Origin of the sequence: Streptomyces sp. NPDC048191, from assembly GCF_040652655.1 — a bacterium.
Classification (GTDB): Bacteria; Actinomycetota; Actinomycetes; order Streptomycetales; family Streptomycetaceae; genus Streptomyces.
Window position 1 is genome coordinate 148,153 of record NZ_JBEZMO010000011.1, and the last position, 24,583, is coordinate 172,735.

The 24,583-nt window shown below is 75.4% G+C and carries 3 protein-coding genes; 2 read left to right on the forward strand and 1 reads right to left on the reverse strand.

Annotated elements, in window-relative coordinates; all coding sequences use genetic code 11:
* The first annotated feature begins 4 nt into the window (after positions 1-4).
* Both AB0D93_RS20005 and AB0D93_RS20010 read left to right on the forward strand, forming a co-directional pair.
* On the forward strand, positions 5-10,816 hold the full coding sequence (locus AB0D93_RS20005) for a type I polyketide synthase (protein WP_362121000.1): 10,812 nt from the start codon (positions 5-7) through the stop codon (positions 10,814-10,816).
* Between the two features lie 109 nt (positions 10,817-10,925).
* Positions 10,926-21,407, forward strand: a complete 10,482-nt coding sequence (locus AB0D93_RS20010) for an SDR family NAD(P)-dependent oxidoreductase (protein ID WP_362121001.1) — start codon at positions 10,926-10,928, stop codon at positions 21,405-21,407.
* 164 nt (positions 21,408-21,571) lie between these two features.
* On the opposite strand, the gene AB0D93_RS20015 is transcribed toward AB0D93_RS20010, so the two are convergent.
* The gene (locus AB0D93_RS20015; RefSeq protein ID WP_362121002.1) at positions 21,572-24,355 is read right to left on the reverse strand and encodes an AAA family ATPase; all 2,784 of its coding nucleotides are present in this window, start codon (positions 24,353-24,355) and stop codon (positions 21,572-21,574) included.
* Between the last annotated feature and the right edge of the window lie 228 nt (positions 24,356-24,583).

The following is a 24,583-nucleotide window of genomic DNA, read 5'->3' on the forward strand; positions in this document are numbered from 1 at the left end:
GTGGATGAACGGGCCCGGATCCGACTCGACTCTGGGACGACGGCTCGCCACGGCCGTACCCTCCCAGCACCGCAGGCTGGTGACCGAACTGGTGCGCACGGCCGTGACCGAGGCGATCGAAGCGGCCCGGCCGGGCACCGTGGACTCGCTCGACCCGGCCGCCCCGCTCGCCGCACTGGGACTCGACTCGCTCGCCGCCGTCGACCTGCACCGGCGGCTGACCGAGCGGACCGGTCTGGAGCTGCCGGTCGGCCTCGCCTACGACTGCCCCACGGTCCACGACCTGGCCGCCCGGCTCCTCGCGGAGGTGCACGGCACGGCGGAGGACCACCCCGAGCCGTCCGGTGACGGTGGTGCCGACGAACCGATCGCCGTCGTCGGCATCGGCTGCCGGTTCCCCGGCGGCATCTCCTCGCCCGCCGACCTGTGGCGGCTGCTGACCGAGGGCGGCGAGGTGCTGTCCGGCTTCCCGCAGGACCGCGGCTGGGACCTGGACGCCCTGTTCGACGACGACCCCGAGGTACCCGGCAGCACATACGTCCGCAGCGGCGGATTCCTCGACACCGCCACCGAGTTCGACGCCGAGTTCTTCGGCATCAGCCCGCGCGAATCGCTCGGCATGGACCCGCAGCAGCGGCTGGTCCTGGAGACCTCCTGGCAGGCCCTGGAGGACGCCGGAATCGACCCCACGGCCCTGCGCGGCACCCCGGCCGGCATGTTCTTCGGCGCCGAGGTGCAGGAGTACGGGCCGCGCCTGCACGACGCCCCGGACGGGCTCGACGCCTACCTGCTCGCCGGGAACGCCTCCAGCGTCATCTCCGGCCGCGTCGCCTATGTGCTGGGCGGCGAGGGCCCGGCGGTCACCGTCGACACCGCCTGCTCCGCCTCCCTGGTCGCCCTCCACCTGGCCTGTCGCTCGCTGCGGCAGGGCGAGTCCTCGCTCGCTCTCGCCGGCGGTGTGGCCGTGATGGGCGGGCCCGGCGTGTTCACCGCCTTCAGCCGGCAGCGCGGCCTCGCCTCCGACGGCCGCTGCAAGGCCTTCGCCGCCGCGGCCGACGGCACCGGATTCGCCGAGGGCGTCGGGGTGCTCGTCCTGGAGCGGCTCGGCGACGCCCGCCGCAACGGACACCGCGTGCTGGCCCTCGTGCGCGGCTCCGCCGTGAACCAGGACGGTGCCTCCAACGGCCTGACCGCGCCCAACGGCACCTCGCAGCAGCGGCTGATCCGCCGGGCCCTCGCCGACGCCGGGCTCACCGCCGCCGACGTCGACATGGTCGAGGCGCACGGCACCGGCACCCGGCTCGGCGACCCCATCGAGGCCACCGCGCTCCTCGCCACCTACGGCCAGGGCCGCCCCGCCGACGCCCCGCTGCTGCTCGGCTCGGTCAAGTCCAACCTCGGGCACACCCAGGCCGCGGCCGGCGTCGCCGGAGTGATCAAGACGATCCTCGCCATGCGGCACGGGCGGATACCGGCGACCCTGCACGTCGACGCGCCCACCCCGCACGTCAACTGGTCGTCCGGGGCCGTGGAACTCGTCACCGAGCAGCGTGCGTGGCCGCGGACCGGCCGGGTCCGGCGGGCCGGTGTGTCGTCGTTCGGGGTCAGCGGAACCAACGCCCACGTCATCCTGGAGCAGGCGGAGCAGCCGGAGCAGCCGGAGCAGCCGGAGCAGCCGGAGCAGCCGGAGCAGCCGGAGCCGGCGGACAACGGCGTCAGGGAGCGTCCGGCGCCGGCGGCCGGCGGCCCGGGGGAGGGCCGGGAGCCCGAGGAGGCCGCGGCGGACACGCGCCCGGCCCCGCCCGCCGGGACACCGCTGCCCTTCGCCCTGTCCGCCCGGGGGGAAGCCGCCCTGCGGGCCCGCGCCGCCGATCTGCTGCCCCTGCTGGACGAGACGGACCCCCTCGACCTCGCCCACTCGCTGGCCACGACCCGCGCCGCCCTGCCCGACCGTGCCGTCCTCGTCGCCGCCGACCGCGCCGAACTGCGCTCCGCGCTCGAGGAGTTGGCCGCAGCGGACGCGCCGGTCGCAGCGCGCGCCGACGGCGAGCTCGGCTTCCTCTTCACCGGGCAGGGCAGCCAGCGCGTCGGCATGGGCCGCGAACTCGCCGCCACCTACCCGGTCTTCGCCGACGCCCTCGAGGACACCTCCGCCCATTTCGACCTCCAGCTCGCCCGGCCGCTGAAGGAGGTCCTGTTCGCCGGGCCCGGCACCGAGGAGGAGCGGCTGCTGCACCGTACGGAGTACGCGCAGCCCGCCCTGTTCGCTGTGGAGGTCGCCCTCCACCGGCTCCTGGAGAGCTGGGGCCTCACCCCGGACCAGCTTGCCGGGCACTCCGTCGGTGAGATCGCCGCCGCGCACGTGGCCGGCGTGCTCACCCTCCAGGACGCGACGATCCTCGTCGCCGCCCGCGGCCGGCTCATGCAGCAACTCCCCGAGGGCGGCGCCATGGTCGCCGTACGCGCCGCCGAGGACGAGGTGGCGTCGCTGCTCACGCCGGGCACCGGAATCGCCGCCGTCAACGGCCCGGGCGCCGTGGTGGTCTCCGGCGACGCCGCCGAGGTGGAGCGCATCGCCGCCGAACTCGCCGCACGCGGCCACGACACCAAGCGCCTGCGGGTCAGCCACGCCTTCCACTCGCCGCTGATGGAACCGATGCTGGCCGAGTTCCGCCGGGTCGTGCACGTCCTGGACTACGCCGAGCCGAGACTGCCGGTCGTCTCGACCGTCACCGGCGCCCCCGTCACCGCCGAACTGTGCGACCCCGAGTACTGGGTGGAGCACGTCCGTGCCCGGGTCCGCTTCCACGACGCCGTCCGCGCGCTCACCGACGCCGGGGTACGGACGTTCCTGGAGGTCGGCCCCGACGTGGTGCTGTCCGCCATGGGCCCGGACTGCACCGACACACCCGGCACCGCCTTCCTGCCGGTGCTCCGGCGCGAGCGGTCCGAGGCCCGCGAGGCCGTCACCGCACTCGCCGCCGCCCACGCCCGGGGCGTCCCCGTCGACTGGCAGCGGCACTTCGCCTCCCTGGGCGGGCGCCGCATCGACGTGCCCCTCTACCCCTTCCAGCGGCGCCGCTTCTGGCTGGAGCAGAGCACCGCCACCGACGCCGCGGGCCTCGGCCAGCTCCCCGCCGGCCATCCGCTGCTGGCGGCCGTGGTCGCCGTCGGCGCCGAGGGCGTCGTGCTGACCGGGCGCCTGTCCACGCGGGCCCAGCCGTGGCTCGCCGACCACGTGATCGCCGGGCAGGTGCTGTTCCCCGGCACCGCGTTCGTCGAACTCGCCCTGCGCGCCGGCGGCCACGTCGGCACGGACACCCTGGAAGAGCTGACCCTCGGCACCCCGCTCGTGCTGCGCGCCGACGCGGACGTCGCCGTCCAGGTCGCCGTCGGCGAACCCGACGACTCCGGGCGCCGCACCGTCACCGTCCACTCCCGCGCCGACGAGGCCGCCGCCTGGATCCAGCACGCCGCCGGGATCCTCGCCGCCACGGCCCCGCCCGCGGCGACCGACCTGACCGTGTGGCCGCCGCAGGGAGCCCGGCCGATCGACACCACGCACGTCTACGCCGACCTCGCCGGCCAGGGCTACGGCTACGGGCCCGCCTTCCAGGGGCTGCGCGCCGCCTGGGCGCACGGTGACGACGTCTACGCCGAGGTCGCCCTGCCCGAGGAAGCCGCCGCCGACGCGTCCGGGTTCGGCCTGCACCCGGCGTTGCTCGACGCCGCCCTGCACGCGGCCGATCTCGACGCCCCGCCGCGCCCCGAGGTGCTGGTGCCGTTCGCCTGGACCGGTGTCACCCTGCACGCCACCGGCGCGTCGGCCCTCCGTGTGAAGATCACCCGCGGCGGCGGTGACGCCATCGCCCTGCACCTCGCCGACGCCACCGGCGCCCCGGTGGCCGACATCGAGGCGCTGGCCTCCCGACCCGTGCCGACGGGCGACGTCCTGTACGCCGTGCGGTGGTCGCCGTACCCCCGGCCCGCCACCACCGCACCCCTGCGCACCGCCGTCCTCGCGGACTCCGCCGACGCCCTGCCCGACGGGCCCGCCCCGGACGCCGTCGTGCACCGCGTGCCCGGCCCGGCGGGCGCCGACGCCACCGCGGCACGCGCACACGTCCTCGACGTCCTGCGCCTGCTGCGCGGCTGGCAGACGGACGAGCGGCTCGCCGGGACCCGCCTGGTCGTGGTCACCCCGCCCGCCGGCCCCGCCCACGCGGCCGTCCGGGGCCTGGTCCGCTCCGCCCAGGCGGAGAACCCCGGCCGTTACGTCCTCGTCGAGCACGAGACGCTGCCCTCCGAGGCCGACCTGCGTCAGGTCCTAGCCACCGGCGAACCCGAACTCTCCCTCGCGGACGGCCGGTTCAGCGTTCCGCGGCTGACCGCGCAGCCCTCCGCCGAACCGGCCCCCGCCGCGGACTGGGGCACCGTCCTCGTCACCGGTGGCACCGGCGGCCTCGGCGCGCTGCTCGCCCGGCACCTGGTCGGCACCCACGGCGTGCGCCGCTTGGTGCTCGTCGGCCGCCGGGGTACCGCTCCGGAACTGGAGGCCGAACTCACCGCGCTCGGTGCCGAGGTGACCGTGGCCGCCTGCGACGTCGGCGACCGCGCGGCACTGCGCCGCCTGCTCGACCAGCACCCCGTCGACTCCGTCGTGCACGCCGCGGGCACCGTCCGCGACGGCGTCGTCGACACCCTCACCGACGAGATGGTCGACGAGGTCTTCCACGCCAAGGCGCTCGGTGCCTGGCACCTGCACGAGCTGACCCAGGACCGGGACCTCGCCCACTTCGTGCTGTTCTCCTCCCTCGCCGCCGTCCTCGACGGACCCGGCCAGGGCAACTACGCCGCCGCCAACGCCTACCTCGACGCCCTCGCCGAACACCGCGCCGCCCTCGGCCTGCCGGCCACCGCGCTCGGCTGGGGCCTGTGGGCCACCGACAGCGGCATGGGCGCCGCCCTGGACGACACCGCCCAGGATCGCATCGCACGCCTCGGCATCCCCGGGCTGTCCGCCGAACGCTCCCTGGAGCTGTTCGACGCGGCCCTCCGCTCGCGCGCGCCGCACCTGGTGCCCGTGGAGATCGACGCCGCCGCGGTACGCCGCCGCCCCGACGGCATACCGCCGCTGCTGACCACCCTGGTGCGCCCGGTGACCCGCCGGGCCGCGGCGAGCACCGCCCCGGCGGCGCCGGGCGCGCGGCTGGCCGCACTGCCCGCCGCCGACCGCGACCGCGCCCTGCTCGACCTGGTGCGCGCCGAAGTGGCGGCCGTACTGCGGCACGACGGGCCCTCCGCCGTCGACCCCGGCCGGGCCTTCACCGACCTCGGCTTCGACTCGCTGGCCGCCGTGGAGCTGCGCAACCGGCTGGGCACCCTCACCGGACTGCGGCTGCCGGCGACCCTCGTCTTCGACCACCCCACCTCCCGTGCCCTCGCCGACCACATCCGCGACACCCTCTTCGGCACCGGCCCGCAGCAGACCACCGCCCTCGCCACGCGCACCACCACCGACGACGACCCGATCGTCATCGTCGGCATGAGCTGCCGCTACCCCGGCGGGGTCCGCTCCCCGGAGGACCTGTGGCGGCTCGTCGCCGACGGCGTCGACGCGGTCGGCGGCTTCCCGGCGGACCGCGGCTGGGACGCCGAGGCGCTGTACGACCCGGAGCCGGGCACCCCCGGCCGCACCTACACCCGCGAGGGCGCCTTCCTGTACGACGCGGCCGAGTTCGACGCGGCCTTCTTCGGCATCAGCCCGCGCGAGGCGACCGCCATGGACCCGCAGCAGCGGCTTCTGCTGGAGGTGTCCTGGGAGGCGCTGGAGCGCTCCGCCATCGACCCGCACCGCCTGCGCGGCTCCCGTACCGGCGTGTTCGCGGGCGTCATGTACCACGACTACGGCACCTGGCTCACCGAGGTGCCCGAGGACCTCGCCGCCTACCTCGGCAACGGCAGCCTCGGCAGTGTCGTCTCCGGCCGTGTCGCCTACGCCCTCGGTCTGGAGGGGCCGGCGGTCACCGTCGACACCGCCTGCTCCTCCTCGCTGGTCACCCTGCACCTGGCGGCCCAGGCCCTGCGGCAGGGCGAGTGCGACCTCGCCCTCGTCGGCGGCGTCACCGTCATGTCGACGCCGGACACCTTCGTCGACTTCGCCCGGCAGCGCGGGCTGGCCGCCGACGGCCGCTGCAAGTCCTTCGCGGCCGCCGCCGACGGCACCGGCTGGGGCGAGGGCGTCGGCATGCTCGTCGTCGAGCGCCTGTCCGACGCGCGCCGGGCCGGCCACCGGGTGCTCGCGCTGGTCCGCGGGTCCGCCGTCAACTCCGACGGCGCGTCCAACGGCCTGACCGCCCCCAACGGCCCCTCCCAGCAGCGCGTCATCCGTGCCGCACTGGCGGCCGCCGGGCTCACCGCGGCCGACGTCGACGCCGTCGAGGCACACGGCACCGGCACCACCCTCGGCGACCCGATCGAGGCCCAGGCGCTGCTCGCCACCTACGGCGCCGCGCGCCCCGGGGACAGCCCGCTGTGGCTCGGCTCGGTCAAGTCCAACATGGGACACACCCAGGCCGCCGCCGGTGTCGCCGGCGTCATCAAGATGGTCATGGCGATGCGCAACGGAGTGCTGCCGCAGACCCTGCACGTCGACGCGCCCTCCCACCAGGTCGACTGGAGCGCCGGCGCCGTGGCCCTGCTCACCGAACAGCGTCCGTGGCCCGCGCCGGACCGACCGCGCCGGGCCGGTGTGTCCTCGTTCGGGATCAGCGGCACCAACGCCCACGTGATCCTGGAGGAGTTCACCGAGCCCGAGCCGCCCGAGGCGGACCCCGCCACCGCCCCGCCGGTGCTCGCCCTCCCGGTCTCCGCCCGGTCGCCGGAAGCCCTGCGCGGCCAGGCCCGGCGCCTGCTGGAGCTGACCGGCACCGCCCCCGCCGACCTCGGCCTGGCCCTCGCCACCACCCGCGGCACCCACCCCCACCGCGCCGTGCTCCTCGCGACCGGCGACGACCAGGCCGCCACGGCGCTGGACGCCCTGGCCCGCGGCGCCGAGGCACCCGGACTGCTCGTCACCGGAACCGCCACCGACGGCACCCTGGCCTACCTGTTCTCCGGTCAGGGCGCCCAGCGCCCCGGCATGGGCCGCGACTGGTACGACGCCTTCCCCGTCTACGCCGAGCAGTTCGACCGCACCGCCGCACTCTTCGACAAGCACCTGGAACGCCCCCTCGCCGAGGTCGTCTTCGGCGACGACGCCGAGACCCTGGAGCGGACCGCGTACACCCAGGCCGCCCTGTTCACCCTGCAGGTCGCCCTCTACCGGCTGCTGGAGTCCTTCGGGCTGCGCCCCGACTGGCTGGCCGGGCACTCCGTCGGCGAGTTCGCCGCCGCGCACGTCGCCGGCGTGTGGTCGCTGCAGGACGCCGTCACCGCCGTCGCCGCCCGCGGCCGGCTCATGCAGGAGCTGCCCGAGGGCGGCGCGATGATCGCCGTGCAGGCGTCGGAGGACGAGGTGACGCCGCTGCTGGACGGACGGTGCGGGATCGCCGCCGTCAACGGGCCCCGTGCCGTGGTGATCTCCGGTGACGAGGACGCCGTCACCGAGGTCGCCGCCCGCTTCACGACCACGCGCAGGCTGCGCGTGTCCCACGCCTTCCACTCGCCCCGCATGGAGCCCATGCTCGCCGCGTTCCGGGCGGTCATGACCGGCATCGAGGCGGTGGAACCGGCCGTGCCGATCGTCTCCACCCTCACCGGCGCCCCGGCCACCGCCGCCGAACTCGGCTCCCCCGACTACTGGGTACGGCACGTGCGGGAGACCGTGCGGTTCGCCGACGCCGTCACCACCCTGGCCGCGAAGGGCGCCGACACCTTCCTCGAACTCGGTGCCGCGCCCGTGCTCACCGCCGTCGGCCCCGACTGCCTGCCGGACGCCGAGGACATCGCCTTCGTCTCCACCGCCCGCAAGGACACTCCCCAACTGCCCGGCTTGCTCGGAGCGTTGGCCGCCGTGCACACACGGGGTCCGGCCGTCGACTGGTCGGTGCTGTACGAGACCTACGCGGGGCGGCGTGCCGAGCTGCCCACCTACGCCTTCGACCACCACCACCACTGGCTGCCCACACCCGCCGTCACCGCCGGTGACGCCGCCGGGCACGGCCTCGCCGCCGACGACCACCCCCTGGTCAGCGCCCGCCTGGACCTGCCCGGCGACGCAGGTCTGCTGCTCACCGGCCGGATCTCCACCGCCACCCACCCCGTCCTCGCCGAGCACGCCGTGCTGGGCACGGTGCTGGTGCCCGGTGCCGCGCTGGTCGATCTCGCGCTGCACGCCGGACGCCTGACCGGACGCCCCGTCGTCGAGGAACTGACCCTGCAGGCCCCGCTGGTGCTGCCCGCGGACACCGCCGTACGCCTCCAGGTCGCCGCGGGCCCCGACGGCACCGTCGAGATCCACTCGCGCGCCGAGAACGCCCCCGAGGACGAGGGCTGGACCCGGCACGCCACCGGCACCCTCACCGGTCCCGCCGCCGCGCCCCCGGCCGCCTCCGGGGTGTGGCCGCCGCCCGGCGCCACCCCGCTCGACGTCACCGGTCTCTACCCGCGCCTGCACGCCGAGGGATACGACTACGGCCCCGTCTTCCGCGGCGTACGGGCCGCCTGGCGGGACGGCGACACCCTGCTCGCCGAACTCGAACTGCCCGCCGACGCCGGACGGGACGCCTCCCGGCACGCCCTGCACCCGGCCCTGCTGGACTCCGCCCTGCACGTCACGTCCCTCCTGGACGGTGCGGCGGAGACCGGCGGGGGCATCGCCCTGCCCTTCGCATGGTCGGGGGTCGCCCTGCACACCCAGGGCCCCCTCACTGCCCGCGTCCGTGTCACACCGGGCAGCGACGGCACCCGCATCGAACTGGCCGACACCGAGGGCCGTACCCTCGCCACCGTCGAGTCGTACGTCACCCGCCCCGTCGCCGCCGACCGGCTCACCCGGCAGCAGCGCCACCTCTACACCGTCACCGGCGAACCGCTGCCCGAGGCCGCCGGGCGCCCCGACCGCCGTACCTGGGCGATCCTCGGCGACGACGACCTCGGCCTCGGCGCCCCCGTGCACGCCGACCTGGACGCGCTCCCCAGCACCGTGCCCGACGTGGTGATCCTGCCGGTCAACGCTCCGCACGCCGAGGGCGACCAACTGCCCGACGTCGTACGGGCCGTCCTCGGCCGCACACTTCAGACCCTGCGGACCTGGTCGGCCGACGCCCGCTACGCCGATTCCGCGCTCGTGGTCCTCACCGGGGGCGGACTCGCCGACGCCGCCGCTCACGGACTGGTACGGGCGGCGCAGGCCGAGGACCCCGGCCGGATCCTCCTCGTCGCACGAGCCGCCCCCGACGGCCCCGTACCGGACCGGGCCGCGCTGGCCGCCCTGCTCGACTCCGGGGAGCCCGAGGTGCGGTGGCGGAACGGCCGGGCGTACGCGCCCCGCCTCGTCCGCGCCGACGACTCCCCGGGGCCGGACCGCCCCTGGGGCACCGTCCTCGTCACCGGCGGCACCGGCGGACTGGGCGCCCTGGTCGCCCGTCACCTGGCCGAGCGGCACGGCGTCACCCGCCTGGTGCTCACGAGCCGCCGTGGACCCGAGGCACCCGGCGCCTCCCGACTGCGGGCGGATCTGAGCGCGTTGGGAGCCGACGCCGAGATCGTCGCCTGCGACGTCTCCGACCGCACGGCGCTCACCGCCCTGCTGCGCGCGCACCCCGTCGACAGCGTCGTGCACACCGCCGGCGTCCTCGACGACGGCCTGATCGGCACCCTGACCCCGGAGCGACTGAACACCGTGCTCCGGCCCAAGGCGGATGCCGCCTGGCACCTGCACGAACTGACGTCGGAGCGGGAGCTGTCCCACTTCGTGCTGTTCTCCTCCGCCGCCGGCACCGTCGACGCCTCCGGCCAGGGCAACTACGCCGCCGCCAACGCCTTCCTCGACGCGCTGGCCGCCCACCGCGCCGCCCTCGGCCTGCCCGCCACCTCCCTCGCCTGGGGCCTGTGGTCCGGCGGCGGCATGGGCGCCGGCCTGGACGCGGCCGGGGTGCAGCGCATCGAACGCTCCGGCATCGGCGCCCTCCACCCGGACGAGGGACTGGACCTGTTCGACGCGGCCGTCGCCTCCGCGAGCCCCGCCCTGGTCCCGGTACGGCTGGACACCGCGGCCCTGCGCCGGCGCGGCGACGACCTTCCGGCCGTGCTGCGCACCCTGGCCGGAGTCACCGCCCGCCCGGACCCCGGCCTCCGGGCCCGCACACTGGGCGAGCAGCTGGCCGAACTCCCCACCGCCGACCACGAGCACACGGTGCTGGAAGCGGTCCGCACCGAGGTCGCCGCAGTTCTCGGGCACGCCGGACCCGCCGCCGTCGAGCCGCGCCGCGCCTTCACCGAACTCGGCTTCGACTCGCTCGCCGCCGTCGAACTGCGCAACCGGCTCAACGCGGTCAGCGGGTTGCGCCTGCCGTCCACGCTGATCTTCGACTACGCCACCCCGGCCGCGCTCGCCACTCACCTCCGCGAACGGCTGCTGCCGGACACGACCGACCCCGGGCCCGCCGAACTCCCGCACGCCGACGACGAGGTGCGGGCGCTGATCTCCCGCATCCCCGTCGCCCGAATCCGGGAAGCCGGCCTGCTCGACAGTCTGCTGAAGCTGTCCGAGCCGGACGCGGCCCCCGCCGGCGCCGACCGGTCCCTGGACATCAAGTCCATGGCCGTGGCCGACCTCGTGCGCGCCGCGCTCGACCGCGGCGGCGCTCACTGACCCCCGCCCGGTGCCCGACGACGCGCCGCGTCGGCCACCGGGCCCCCGTCCCCGGCGCACGCCCACCGCCTCACCAGCGCCGCCGAACCAGCAGGGAGCGACACCGACCGTGGACACATCCGTCGAGCAGATCGTCGAGGCGCTGCGCGAGTCATTGCTCGAGAACGAGCGGCTGCGCCGGCAGAACGACCACATCACCGAGGCGGCGCAGGAACCCGTCGCGATCGTCGCGATGAGCTGCCGCTACCCCGGCGGCGTCGGTTCGCCCGAGCAGCTGTGGCAGCTGGTCGACGCCGGCACCGACGCCGTGGGCGACTTCCCCGCGGACCGCGGCTGGGACGTCGAGGGCATCTACGACCCCGACCCCGACGCGCCCGGCAGGACACACGTACGCGAGGGCGGGTTCCTCTACGACGCCGCGCAGTTCGACCCCGGCTTCTTCGGCATCAGCCCGCGCGAGGCCCTCGCCATGGACCCCCAGCAGCGGCTGCTGCTGGAAACCGCCTGGGAGGCCTTCGAACGGGCCGGCATCGACCCCCACAGCCTGCGCGGCAGCCGCACGGGCATCTACGCGGGCGTCATGTACCACGACTACGGCAGCTGGCTCACCGAGGTACCGGAAGGCGTGGAGGGCTACCTCGGCAACGGCAACCTGGGCAGCGTCGCCTCCGGACGCGTCTCCTACATCCTCGGCCTGGAGGGGCCCGCCGTCACCGTCGACACCGCCTGCTCCTCCTCGCTCGTCGCCCTCCACCTCGCGGTGCAGGCGCTGCGCACCGGCGAGTGCGGCCTGGCCCTCGCGGGTGGCGTGACGGTGATGTCCACCCCCGACACCTTCATCGACTTCTCCCGCCAGCGCGGCCTCGCCGAGGACGGCCGCTGCAAGTCCTTCGCGGAGGGCGCCGACGGCACCGGCTGGGGCGAGGGCGCCGGCCTGCTCCTGCTGGAACGGCTCGGCGACGCCCGCCGCAACGGCCACCGCGTGCTGGCCGTCGTGCGCGGCACGGCCGTCAACCAGGACGGTGCCTCCAACGGCCTCACCGCGCCCAACGGCCCCTCCCAGCAGCGCGTCATCCGCGCCGCCCTCGCGGGCGCCCGCCTGGAACCCCGCCAGGTGCACGCCGTCGAGGCCCACGGCACCGGCACCCCGCTCGGCGACCCGATCGAGGCGCAGGCCCTGCTCGCCACCTACGGCCAGGACCGGCCCGGTGGCGAGCCGTTGTCGCTCGGGTCGGTCAAGTCCAACATCGGACACACCCAGGCCGCCGCCGGTGTCGCGGGCGTCATCAAGATGGTGATGGCCATGCGGCACGGCCGACTGCCCAAGACCCTGCACGCCGAGCGGCCCACCTCCCAGGTCGACTGGGCGGCCGGCGCCGTGGAACTGCTCCGCGAGGCCCGCGACTGGCCCACCGAGGACGGCGAGCCCCGCCGCGCCGCCGTGTCCTCCTTCGGCATCAGCGGCACCAACGCCCACGTCATCCTCGAGGCCGCCCCCGAGCCAGAGCCACGCGCCGCGGAGCCCTCCTGGACCGGACCGCTCCCACTGGTGCTCTCCGGCAAGGGCGAGCAGGGCCTCGCCGCCCAGGCCCGCCGCCTCCTCGCCCACCTCACCGCCGGCACCGACCCCGTCCCCGACATCGCCCACACACTCGCCACCGGGCGCGCCGCGCTGGACGAGCGGGCCGTCGTCACCGGCGCCGGCCTGCCCGCCCTCACCGCGGGCCTGACCGTGCTCGCCGAGGGCGGTACCGCGCCGAACGTCGTACGCGGCAGGCCGGCGGGGGAGTCCCGGATCGTCTTCGTCTTCCCCGGCCAGGGCTCGCAGTGGGCCGGGATGGCCGCCGACCTGCTCGACACCTCACCCGTGTTCGCCGCCACCATGGCCGACTGCGCGGCGGCCCTCGCACCCGTCACCGACTGGGACCTCATCGAGACCGTGCGGGCGCGCCGTCCGCTTCAGCGGGTGGACGTCGTCCAGCCCGTGCTGTGGGCGATCATGGTGTCGCTCGCCGAGGTGTGGCGCGCACACGGGGTCCGGCCCGCCGCCGTCATCGGCCATTCCCAGGGCGAGATCGCGGCCGCCTGCGTGGCCGGCGCGCTCTCCCTCGCCGACGGCGCCCGCATCGTGGCCCTGCGCAGCCAGGCCATCGCCCGTGAACTCTCCGGCCTCGGCGGCATGATGTCGGTGGCCCTGCCCGAGGCCCGGGTGCGCGCGCTCGTCGCCCGCCACGACGGCCGGGTCGCGGTGGCCGCCGTCAACGGCGCCTCCTCCGTGGTGCTCTCCGGCGACGCCGACGCCCTCGACGAACTCCGCGAGACGATCGTGGCCGGCGGCGACCGCGCCAAACGGCTCCCGGTGGACTACGCCTCGCACAGCGCCCATGTCGAGTCGATCCGTGAGCAACTGCTCGCCGACCTGGCAGGCGTTCGGGCCCGGCCCGCCGAGGTGCCGTTCTACTCCACTGTCACCGGCGCCCGGCTCGACACCACCGCCCTGGACGCCGGCTACTGGTACACCAACCTGCGGCAGAGCGTGCTGTTCGAGCCGACCACGCGCACCCTGCTCGACGCCGGGTACGGGGTGTTCGTCGAGTGCAGCCCGCACCCCGTCCTCCTGCACAGCATCGCGGAGACCGCCGACGACGCGGGCGCCGACATCACCGGGATCGGCTCCCTGCAGCGTGACAACGGCGGCCCCGAGCGCCTCCTGGCCGCCCTCGGCGAGGCCTTCGTCGCCGGCGTACCGGTCGACTGGTCCGCGGTGTTCGACGGCATGCCGGTACGCTCCGCCGATCTGCCCACCTACCCCTTCCAGCGCGAGCCGTACTGGCTCGGGCGGTCGGCTTCCGCAGGCGACGTCGGCACGGCCGGGCTGGAGACCACCGGCCACCCGCTGCTGGGCGCAGCCGTCCCCGTCGCCGAGGGCGGCACCCTCTTCACCGGCCGCCTCGCCACCGCCACCGCACCCTGGCTGGCCGACCACGCCGTCGCCGGCACCACCCTGCTGCCCGGCACCGCCCTCGTGGAGCTGGCGCTCGGCGCCGGCCACCACCTCGGCTGCGGACACCTGGCCGAACTCACCCTCCAGGCACCGCTGGTGCTGCCCGACCGGGGCGCGGTCCAGCTGCAGCTGCACGTGGCCGCCGCCGACGACAGCGGGCACCGCGCGCTGACCGTCCACTCCCGACCCGAGGGCGCCGCCGTCTGGACCCGGCACGCCACCGGTCTGCTCGCCCCCCAGACCACCGCGCCCGCCTTCGACCTCGCCGCCTGGCCGCCGCAGGGCGCCGAGCCCGTACCGGTCGAGGACGCCTACACCCACCTGGCCGGCCTCGGCTACGACTACGGGCCCGCCTTCCAGGCCCTGCGGGCGGTCTGGCGGCGCGGCGACGAGACCTTCGCCGAGGTCGAACTGCCCCTCGACGCCGACACCTTCGCCCTGCACCCGGCCCTGTTCGACGCCGCCCTGCACGCCGACGGCCTCGGCACCGACGGCCAGGGCACCGCCCGCCTGCCCTTCGCGTGGACCGGGGTCTCGCTGTACGCGGCCGGGGCCACCGCCCTGCGGGTCCGGCTGCACGGCGGCGAGACACTGTCCCTCCAGCTCGCGGACCCCACGGGCGCCCCGGTCGCCGAGGTCGAGGCCCTGGTCTCCCGGCCCGTCGACCCTGCCGCACTCACGTCGACCGCGCACATGGACGACCTGTACCGCCTGGAATGGCCGGCGCTGCCCGTGTCCGGCGCGCCGACACCCGAGTACACCGTCCTCGACGAACCGGGCCTGCCCGCGCCGGCCACCATGCCCGAGTGGGTGGTGCTGCGCGCCGGCGGTGACGGCGACCCGGTCACCGGTTCCCGCCGTGCGACCGAGCGGGTCCTGGCCGCCGTACAGAACTGGCTGGCCGACGAACGCACCTCCCGGGCACGGCTGTTGGTACTCACGCGGGGTGCCGTGGCGGTGGGGGAGGAGGACGTCACCGACCTGCCGGGTGCCGCCGTGTGGGGGCTGGTCCGGGCCGCGCAGGGTGAGCATCCCGGCCGGTTCGTGCTCGTGGACTGCGCCGACGGCGACGCGGCTGCCGCGGTGACCGCCGCCGACGCGAGCGACGAGCCCCAACTCGCTCTGCGCGACGGCACGGTGCACGTCCCGCGGCTGGCCCGCTCCGGCGCGCGCGGACCGGCCCCGGTACTCGACCCGGACGGCACTGTACTGATCACCGGCGGCACCGGCGTTCTCGGCGCCCTCGTCGCCCGGCACTTGGTCACCGAGCACGGGACGCGCCGCCTGGTGCTGGCCGGGCGCAGCGGCACCGCCGCCGACGACTTCGCCGACCTGGACGCGGAGATCGTCGTGGCCCGCTGCGACGCCGCCGACCGTGAGCAACTGGCCGGGCTCATCGCCGCGATGCCCGCCGACCACCCCCTGACCGCGGTCGTCCACCTCGCCGGAGTCCTCGACGACGGGCTGGTGACCGACCAGAGCCCCGGGCGCCTGGACGCCGTACTGCGCCCCAAGGCCGACGCCGCCTGGTACCTGCACGAACTGACGCGCGACCTGGACCTCGCCGCGTTCGTGCTGTTCTCCTCCGCCGCCGGCACGGTCGACGGAGCCGGACAGTCCGGCTACGCCGCCGCCAACGCCTTCCTCGACGCGCTGGCCGCCCACCGCAGGCATCACGGACTGCCCGCGCACTCGCTCGCCTGGGGCTTCTGGGAGCAGCGCACCGGACTGACCGCCCACCTCACCGACGCCGACGTGGACCGCATGGCGCGCGCCGGTGTCCGCCCCCTCCCCACCGAGGAGGGACTGCGCCTGCTCGACGCCGCCCTCGGGGCCGACGAGCCGCTGCTGCTCCCGGTCGGCCTGGACCTGACCGTCCTGCGCCGCGCCACCGACGTCCCGGCGGTCCTGCGGGGCCTGGTCCCGGCACGCGCCCGCCGTACCGCGGCCTCCCGCACGGACTCCGCGAGCCTCGCCGACCGGCTGGCCGCCCTCGGCCCCGCCGAACGCGACGCGGCCCTCATGGAACTGGTCCGCACCCACGTGGCCGCCGTGCTCGGGCACGGCAGCGACATGACGCTCGATCCTCGCCGTTCCTTCCGCGAGGCCGGCTTCGACTCGCTGACCGCGGTGGAACTGCGCAACCGCCTCGGCAACGCCGTAGGCCTGCGCCTGCCGGCCACCCTTGTCTTCGACTACCCGGACGCCGGCGCGCTCGTGGGACACCTCAGGACGGAACTCTTCGGCGCGCAGGCGGAGTCGACGGCCGAAGTCACCGCTCGGGAAGCGGACGAACCGATCGCGATCGTCGCCATGGCCTGCCGCTACCCGGGAGGTGTCAGCACCCCCGAAGAGCTCTGGGGGCTGCTGGCCGACGGCGGCGACGGCATCGGCGCCTTCCCCGCCGACCGGGGCTGGGACCTCGACGGCCTGTACGACCCCGAGCCCGGCAAGGCCGGCCACTGCTCCACCCGTGCGGGCGGGTTCCTGTACGACGCCGCCGACTTCGACCCCGGTTTCTTCGGCATCGGCCCCCGCGAGGCCCTGGCGATGGACCCGCAGCAGCGGCTGCTGCTGGAGACGTCCTGGGAAGCCCTGGAGCGGGCGGGCATCGACCCGTACTCCGTGCGCGGCAGCCGTACCGGTGTCTTCGCGGGCGTCATGTACCACGACTACGGCAGCCGCCTGCGGCACGTCCCCGAGGCCGTGCGCGACCACCTCGGCAACGGCAGCCTCGGCAGCGTGGCCTCCGGCCGGGTCGCCTACGCCCTCGGCCTGGAGGGCCCGACCCTCACCGTCGACACGGCGTGCTCGTCCTCGCTGGTGGCGCTGCACCTGGCCGCGCAGGCCCTGCGGCACGGGGAGTGCACCCTGGCACTGGCCGGGGGTGTCTCCGTGATGTCGACGGTCGACACGTTCGTGGACTTCAGCAGGCAGCGCAACCTCGCGACGGACGGCCACGCCAAGTCCTTCGCCGAGGCGGCGGACGGCACGGCCCTGTCCGAGGGAGCCGGAATGCTCGTGCTGGAGCGGTTGTCGGACGCGCGGGTGAACGGTCATCCGGTGCTGGCGGTGGTCCGGGGTTCGGCCGTGAACCAGGACGGTGCGTCCAACGGGCTGACGGCGCCGAACGGTCCGGCGCAGCAGCGGGTGATCCGGCAGGCGCTGGCGGCGGCGCGGTTGTCGGTGGCCGACGTGGACGTGGTGGAGGCGCACGGGACGGGTACGACGCTGGGTGACCCGATCGAGGCGCAGGCGTTGCTGGCCACTTATGGTCAGGGGCGGGATGTGCCGTTGTGGCTGGGGTCGGTGAAGTCCAACATCGGGCACACGCAGGCGGCGGCCGGTGTCGCGGGTGTCATCAAGATGGTCATGGCGTTGCGGCACGGGGTGCTGCCGAGGACGTTGCACGTGGACGAGCCGTCGACGAAGGTGGACTGGGGTGCGGGCCGTGTGTGTCTGCTGACCGAGGAGCGGGCCTGGCCGGTGACGGACCGGCCGCGCCGGGCGGGGGTGTCGTCGTTCGGCATCAGCGGCACCAACGCGCACACGATCATCGAGGAGGCACCGGCCGAAGAGCCCGTACCCGACAGGGCACCGGCCCCGCTCCTGCCCCTCGTGCTCTCCGGGGCCACTCCCGAGGCACTGGCCGCCCAGGCCTCACGGCTGCGCACGGTCGCCGACCAGCCGCTGCCCGACCTCGCCCGCTCGCTGGCCACGGGCCGCGCCGCCCTCACCCACCGCGGTGCGATCGTCGCCCGCGACCGCGACGAACTCCTCGCCGGGCTGGACGCGTTGGCCGGGGGTACCGCCGCCGACCCCGTGGTCCGGGGCCGGCCAGCCGGAGGCGCGACCGCCTTCCTCTTCACCGGCCAGGGCGCCCAGCGCGTCGGCATGGGCCGCGAGCTGTACGCCGCCCACCCCGTCTTCCGGCAGGCGCTGGACGAGGTCTGTGAGGCGCTGGACACCCACCTCGATCGCCCGCTGCGGGAGGTGATGTGGGCCCGGCCCGGCACCGGGGAAGCCGACCTGCTCGACCACACCGGCTACGCACAGAGCGCGCTGTTCGCCGTCGAGGTGGCCCTGTACCGGCTGCTGGAGTCCCACGGCCTTCGCCCGGACTGGCTCGCCGGCCACTCCATCGGCGAACTCGTCGCCGCGTACGTCGCCGGCGTGTGGAACCTGGCGGACGCCGCCCAACTGGTGGCCGCGCGCGGCCGGCTGATGCAGGCGCTGCCCGCCGGAGGCGCGATGCTCGCCGTCGACGCCGCCGAGGCCGAGGTGCTCCCGTACCTCGGCCCCGAGGTGTCCATCGCCGCCGTCAACGGTCCCCGCGCGGTCGTCGTCTCCGGCACGGAAGCCGCCGTGGAGGCCGTGGCCGCGGCCTTCCTCGGCCGCCGGACCAAGCGACTGCGGGTCAGCCACGCCTTCCACTCCCCGCTGATGGATCCGATGCTGGCGCAGTTCGAGAAGACCGCCCGCGAGCTGCGGTACGCGCCGCCGGCCCTTCCCGTCGTCTCCAACGTGACCGGAGCGCGCGCGGGCGAGGACGAGCTGTGCGACCCCGCGTACTGGGTCCGGCACGTCCGTGAGGCCGTCCGCTTCGGCGACGGCGTCCGCACGCTGGAGGCCGACGGAGTGCGCACGTTCCTCGAACTCGGCCCCGACGCCGTCCTTTCGGCTATGGGCGCGCACGCCGTCGCCGACGCCGAACGGGCGGCCTTCGTCCCGGCGTTGCGGCGCGACCGCGACGAGCAGCAGACCTTCGCGCTCCTGCTCGGCACCGCCCACGTGCGCGGTGTGACCGTCGACTGGCAGCGGGTGTTCGCCGGCACCGGAGCCCGTCGCACCGACCTGCCGACCTACGCCTTCCAGCGGCAGCGGCTGTGGCTGGACGACGCGCCCGGCGCCGCCACCGACGCGGGCGGGCTGGGTCAGCTGCCCACGGGACACCCGATGCTCGGCGCCGCCCTGGAGCTGGCCGGTGCCGACCACGTGGCCCTGACCGGCCGCCTCTCCCTGGCCACGCACCCGTGGCTCGCCGACCACGCCGTGGCGGGGGTCGTCCTCGTCCCGGGCAGCGCCTTCGTCGAAGTGGCCGTGCAGGCCGGCGACCGCACCAACTGCCCGCACGTGGAAGAGCTCACCCTGGAACGGCCGCTGGTCCTGCCCGAGCACGGCGCCGTCCACCTCCAGGTGGCCACCACGGCCCCCGACGCCGAGGGGCGCCGCCGGCTGACCGTGCACGCCCGCCCGGAGGGCACGGACGGCGAGTGGACCCGGCACGCCACCGGCGTCCTCGCCCCGCGCACCGCACCCGAACCGGCCGCCGAGACCAGCTGGCCGCCCGCCGGAGCCGTACCCGTGGACGTCACCGGCACCTACGGCCACCTGGCCGAACAGGACTACCACTACGGGCCGTTGTTCCGCTGCCTGCGCGGTGCCTGGCGGCTCGGCGAGGAGGTGTGCGCCGAACTCGCCCTGCCCGAGGGCGCCGCGGCCGACGGCTTCGGACTGCACCCGGCGCTGCTCGACTCCTCGCTGCACGCCATCGACCTGCTCGACGGCCAGGACCCGACCGTGATGACCCTGCCCTTCTCCTGGGAGGGCGTCACCCTGTACGCCACCGGTGCCACGGCGGTGCGCCTGCGCCTCACCCCGCACGGCACCGACCACATGACCCTGCGCCTGTACGACGGCGCGGGGGCGCCCGTGGCCGAGGTGACCTCGCTGCGCATCCGCCAGGTCACCGCCGAGCAGTTGAACGCCGCCACGCCCGCACCCGGCGACCTGTTCCGCGTGCGGTGGACCCCGCTGCCCGTGAGCACCGACGGCCCGGCACCCCGCACCCTGGCCGTGGACCCCGGAACCGGCGCCGATCCGGCGGCGCTGGCCCGCGAGAGCGCCGTACAGGCCCTCGCCGCGCTGCGACAGCACCTCGCCGAGGCGGCCGACGGCGAGCCGCTGGTGGTCCTCACCCGGTCCGCCGTCGCCGTACACGCCGACGGCGCGCCCGACCCGGCGCAGGCCGTCATCTGGGGCATGGTGCGGGCGGCCGCCGTCGAACACCCCGGCCGGTTCGTGCTCGTCGACACCGACGGCGATCCCGCCTCGGCCGCCGCGCTGCCGGCCGCCGTCGCCACCGGCGCGCCCGAGCTCGCCCTCAGGACGGGCACGGTGTACGTACCGGAACTGGCCAGGATCGCCGACGCGGAGACGGCCGAAGCGCCGGCTCTGGACCCGGACGGCACCGTCCTCGTCACCGGTGGCACCGGCAGCCTCGGCCGGCGGATCGCCCGGCACCTGGTCACCCGGCACGGCGTACGCCATCTGCTCCTGGCCGGCCGCGGCGGCCGCCCTGCCGATCCCGGTGCCCTGGACCACCTGTCCGCCCTGGGTGCCACGGTGACCGTCGCCGCCTGCGACGCCACCGACCGGGACGCGCTCGCCGCACTGCTCGCGACCGTGCCGGCCGAGCACCCGCTCACCGCAGTGGTGCACGCCGCGGGCGTCCTGGACGACGGGCTGCTCACCGACCTCACCCCCGAACGGCTGACGGCGGTCATGCGGCCCAAGACCGACGCCGCCTGGCATCTGCACGAGCTGACGCGCGACCTCGGGCTCGCCGCGTTCGTCCTGTTCTCCTCCGCCGCCGGCACACTGGGCGCGGCGGGCCAGGCCAACTACGCCGCCGGCAACGCGTTCCTGGACGCGCTGGCCGCACGGCGCCGCGCCGAGGGGCTGCCCGCGCTCTCGCTCGGCTGGGGACTGTGGGACACCGGCGAGGGCATGGCGGCCGGTCTCGGCGAGACCGGGATACTCCGTCTGGCCCGCGACGGCATCCTGCCGCTGCCCGCCGACCGGGCACTCACCCTGTTCGACCGGGCGCTGACCGCCGCGGACAACCGGGCCGCCGACCGGGCCCTGCTGCTGCCGGTCCGCGTCCAGGTCACCGACGACGCCCCGGCCCTGGTGCGGGGCCTCGCCCCGGCGGCCGCGCGGCGCACCGCACAGGCGGCGACCGAGGCGCCGGCGTCCGCCGAGGCGCTGCCGCAGCGGCTGGCCCGGCTGGGTGGCGCCGACGCGCTGCGGTTGCTGGTGCAGACGGTGTGCGGGCATGTCGCCGACGTCCTCGGCCACGGCTCCGGCAGCGCCGTCGACCCCGAACGGTCCCTGGGCGACCTGGGCGTGGACTCACTGGCCGCCCTGGAACTGCGCAACCGGCTCGGCGCCGACACCGGCCTGCGGCTGTCCACCACCCTCACCTTCGACTACCCGACCTCCGACGCCCTCGCCCGGCACCTGTTCGCCGAGCTCGGCGGGGACGCCTCCGGTGACCTCGTCGACATCGAGGCCGAAGTGGTGCGCCTGGAGGCGGCGTTGGGCGCCGCGCTGGACTCGTCCGCGCTGGACGAGGAGCAGCGGGCCCGGGTGGCCGCACGGCTGCGCACCCTCAGCGCCCGGTGGGACGGCACGGGGGAGTGGCGGGAGAACGGGGCCGGGCGCACCGAAGGCAACGGCCTGGAGACGGCCACCGCCGACGAGCTCTTCGGCATCCTCGACGACGAGCTCGGCAGCTTCGGCTGAGCCACGCGTCCGCGGCCGGCGGCCCCGGACACCGGCCAGGTGCCCCGGGCCACCCGGCCGCGGACGCCGGAGATGCCGTACGGCCGACAGGGCGCGGCCCCACCGGTGACACCCCCGGTGGGGCCGCGCCCCTGATCCATGGACGCCGACGCGCCCGGGTCCGCTCAGCCGGCGGACGAGTGGGTGCTCGCCCAGCGGTCCGACAGCTTCGGGATCCGGTGCTCCAGCATCTTCGACGGCAGCTCCGAACGGCTGGCCACGTTCAGCTTGCGGTACACCCGGGTGAGGTGCTGCTCCACGGTGCTGACGGTGACGTGGATACGGGCGCTGATCTCGCGGTTGGTGTACCCGAGCGCGGCCAGCCCGGCGACCCGGCACTCCGCGTCGCTCAGGATGGCGGGACCGTCCTCGGACTCGGCGCTCTCGGGCCGTACCGGATCCTCCAGCAGATGCGCGTCGACCGGCGACTCGATGCGGCAGGCCTCGGCCTCTCCCGCCGCCTGCCGGGCCACCAGACGGGCCCGGGCGTACTCACCCAGCTCGTAGTGCGCCGCTGACAGATCGGCGTAGGCCTGGGCCAGCGCGTACCGGTCCCCGCAGGCCTTGAGCAGGTCGATCGACTCGCGCAGCAGCGAGGCCCGGCGGTGCGGCTTGCAGGTCGCGGCCAGCAGGCGCAGTGCCATGGCTCGGGCCCGGGAACTGTGCCCGCCGGGCAGCTGCAGCTGCTTCTCGGCCCACTCCCGGGCCGTGCGGGCCTTGCCGATCCGCAGGTTGGCCAGGGCCAGGTCGGACCGCCAGGGGATGCCCTTCTGCAGACTGGGGTTGCCTTCCCGCAGCAGCCGTCCGCAGGTCTCGAAGTCGTTGAGCGCCGCGAAGGGCCGGTCGGTGGCGAGGTAGTGGTGGCCGCGGGCACGCAGGTACTGGATGCCGAACACGGTACGGAACATCGGCTCCGGCACATCGTGACCGAGCAGTTCCTCGGCCTCGGCGTAGGAGCCCATGGCGGTCAGCGCGGCGATCGCCGTCGACAGCGGGAGGCCGATGAGCACGCCCCAGCTCTGGGCGCCCAGGATGCCGAGTGCGGCGAGCGCGCCCCGCGAGGCGGTGGTCACATCGCCCTGGAGCAGGGCGATCTCCGCCCGGATGCTGCCGAGCAGGGCCCGCCATGTCGTCGCCCCGCGTTCCACGGAGCACTCGAGCAGCGCGTCGCAGGCCTCGGCGGCCATCGCGGGCCGGTCGGCGTGAGCGATCGCCAGGAGTGACATCGCGACCAACTCCAGGTTGAGGTGGTCCAGTTGATGTCCCTGCAGGGCCTGGGCGACGGCCGCCGCCGACTCGTCGGTCGCCTCGCCGCCGATGAGCGCCGCCACCCGGGTGGCCAGTCCACTGCTGTCGGCACGCACATGGCGGCGGCGGGAGTCGAGACCGGCGACCGGGGCGCCCTTGCCGGGAAGTGCCACCCCGTAGAACCACTGGCGTACGAATTCCACCTCGGTGACGATCTGGGCGTCGGCGGGCGACTGCGCGTGGACGAGGCTGGCGACGGCCTGGGCGGCCAGCTCGGTGTCGCCCTGCCACAGCAGGTAGCGCAGGACGGTGGCGGTGTCCTGCATCCCCAGGTCACCGTCGAGCGCGGCCTCGCGCAGCGGCTCCAGATGGGGACCGGCGGCTGCCGGGTTGGTGCGCCACTCCGCGCGCGCCAGCGCCACCGACAGGGCGTTGCGTTCGCGGTCGTCGGCGCAGTCGCGCAGGACCAGGCCCAGGTAGTCGGTGCAGCGTTCCACCTCGTCCGCGGCCAGCGCCTGTTCGGCGGCGGCGCGCAGGATTCCCGCGCCCCAGCCGTCCGGGACGAGGTCGGCCGCATGGAGGTGACGTGCCACTTCCACCGCGGGCGCGCCGGAACGATACAGCAGGTGGGCGATCCGGCGGTGCAGCCCGGTGCGCTCGGCGGCCGCCATGTCCTCCAGGACCGTGGCGGCGGCGGTCGGGTGCCGGAAGGCGTAACCGTCAAGCAGTCCCGAGGAGTTGAGCGCGTCGACGGCTTCCTGGGTGCCGGCCGGTGTGGTGCCGGTCAGCTCGCCGAGGGGTACGGCCCCCGCGGCGGTACCGAGGGCGGCCAGGGCCCGGGCCACCCGGACCTGGCCCGCTTCGCCGCGGTGCAGCAGCGACAACACGGCCTGGCGGTAGGCGGCGCCGGCGATGGGTCGGCCGATCTCGGGGCCGTAGCGCGTTCCGTCGTCCAGCAGGGCGTGCACCAGCAGGGGACTGCCGGCGGTGGCCCGGTGGTAGGCGCTGCGGACGTTCTCCGGCAGGGTCCGCCCGGCGTGCGCGGCGAGCAGTTCGCCGAGGCTCGTCTCCGACAGCGGAGCCAGGCGTACCCGCCGGTGCGGCTGGCGCAGGAGGTGGGTGTGCGCGGGGGAGCGTATCTCGCCGAAATGCCCTGAGGTGGCGCACACCACCAGAACCCGCCGGAAGCGGCTGCGGCGCAGGAGATGGACGACGGTGTGCAAGGAGGCCCGGTCCATGGCGTGGGCGTCGTCCACGGTGATGACCAGGGGGTGTTCGTCGCCCACGAGGCGAAGGAGGTACTCGGCCGTCTCGGCTGTGTGCGGGTGCGCCCGCTCGTGCCCGCCCTCCTCGGGACGGCGGTTTTCCGCCGGGGAGTACGCCGGGGGAGGGGCGTGCCGCGATACTGTGCACTCGGCCTCGGCGTTCCGGAGTAATTGCCGCGCAAGACTCATCGGCTGGTCCTGCTCGGTCGCACAGGCCGTACCGGTCAGTATGCGCGCGTCGGTGCTGTTCAGCGTGGTGAGGAATTCATGCATCAGCTGGGTTTTGCCGGATCCGGGGCCGCCCGTGATGACCACCAGCCGGCCGTGCCCCCGTGTGCTGTCGTTGAATGCCTCACTCAGAACCTGTAGTTCTCTTGAACGGCCGAAAAGTTGCATCGCGGGTCCCCCCTGATTTCTTTTCCGAGTGAGGTCCGCCCCGTTTCTCAGGTCTCGGGGCGACGTTGTGCGGCGGTGCAAGAGGAATTTTGTGACTGCGTAGGCCCGGTCACGAAGGCGGCGCGCCGGACTTTCCCCGGGTCCGGGCGGGCAACTCCTTACGGCCTGCGATACGCGGGCGTAGCAGGGCGATCGGGCCTTCCGGAGAGAGGCGTCGCATCCTGTGGT

Bases quoted from the DNA above. Each gene is read 5' to 3' on its own strand.
- AB0D93_RS20015 (WP_362121002.1), bottom strand. From the start codon at position 24,355: ATGCAACTTTTCGGCCGTTCAAGAGAACTACAGGTTCTGAGTGAGGCA.
- AB0D93_RS20005 (WP_362121000.1), top strand. From the start codon at position 5: ATGAACGGGCCCGGATCCGACTCGACTCTGGGACGACGGCTCGCCACG.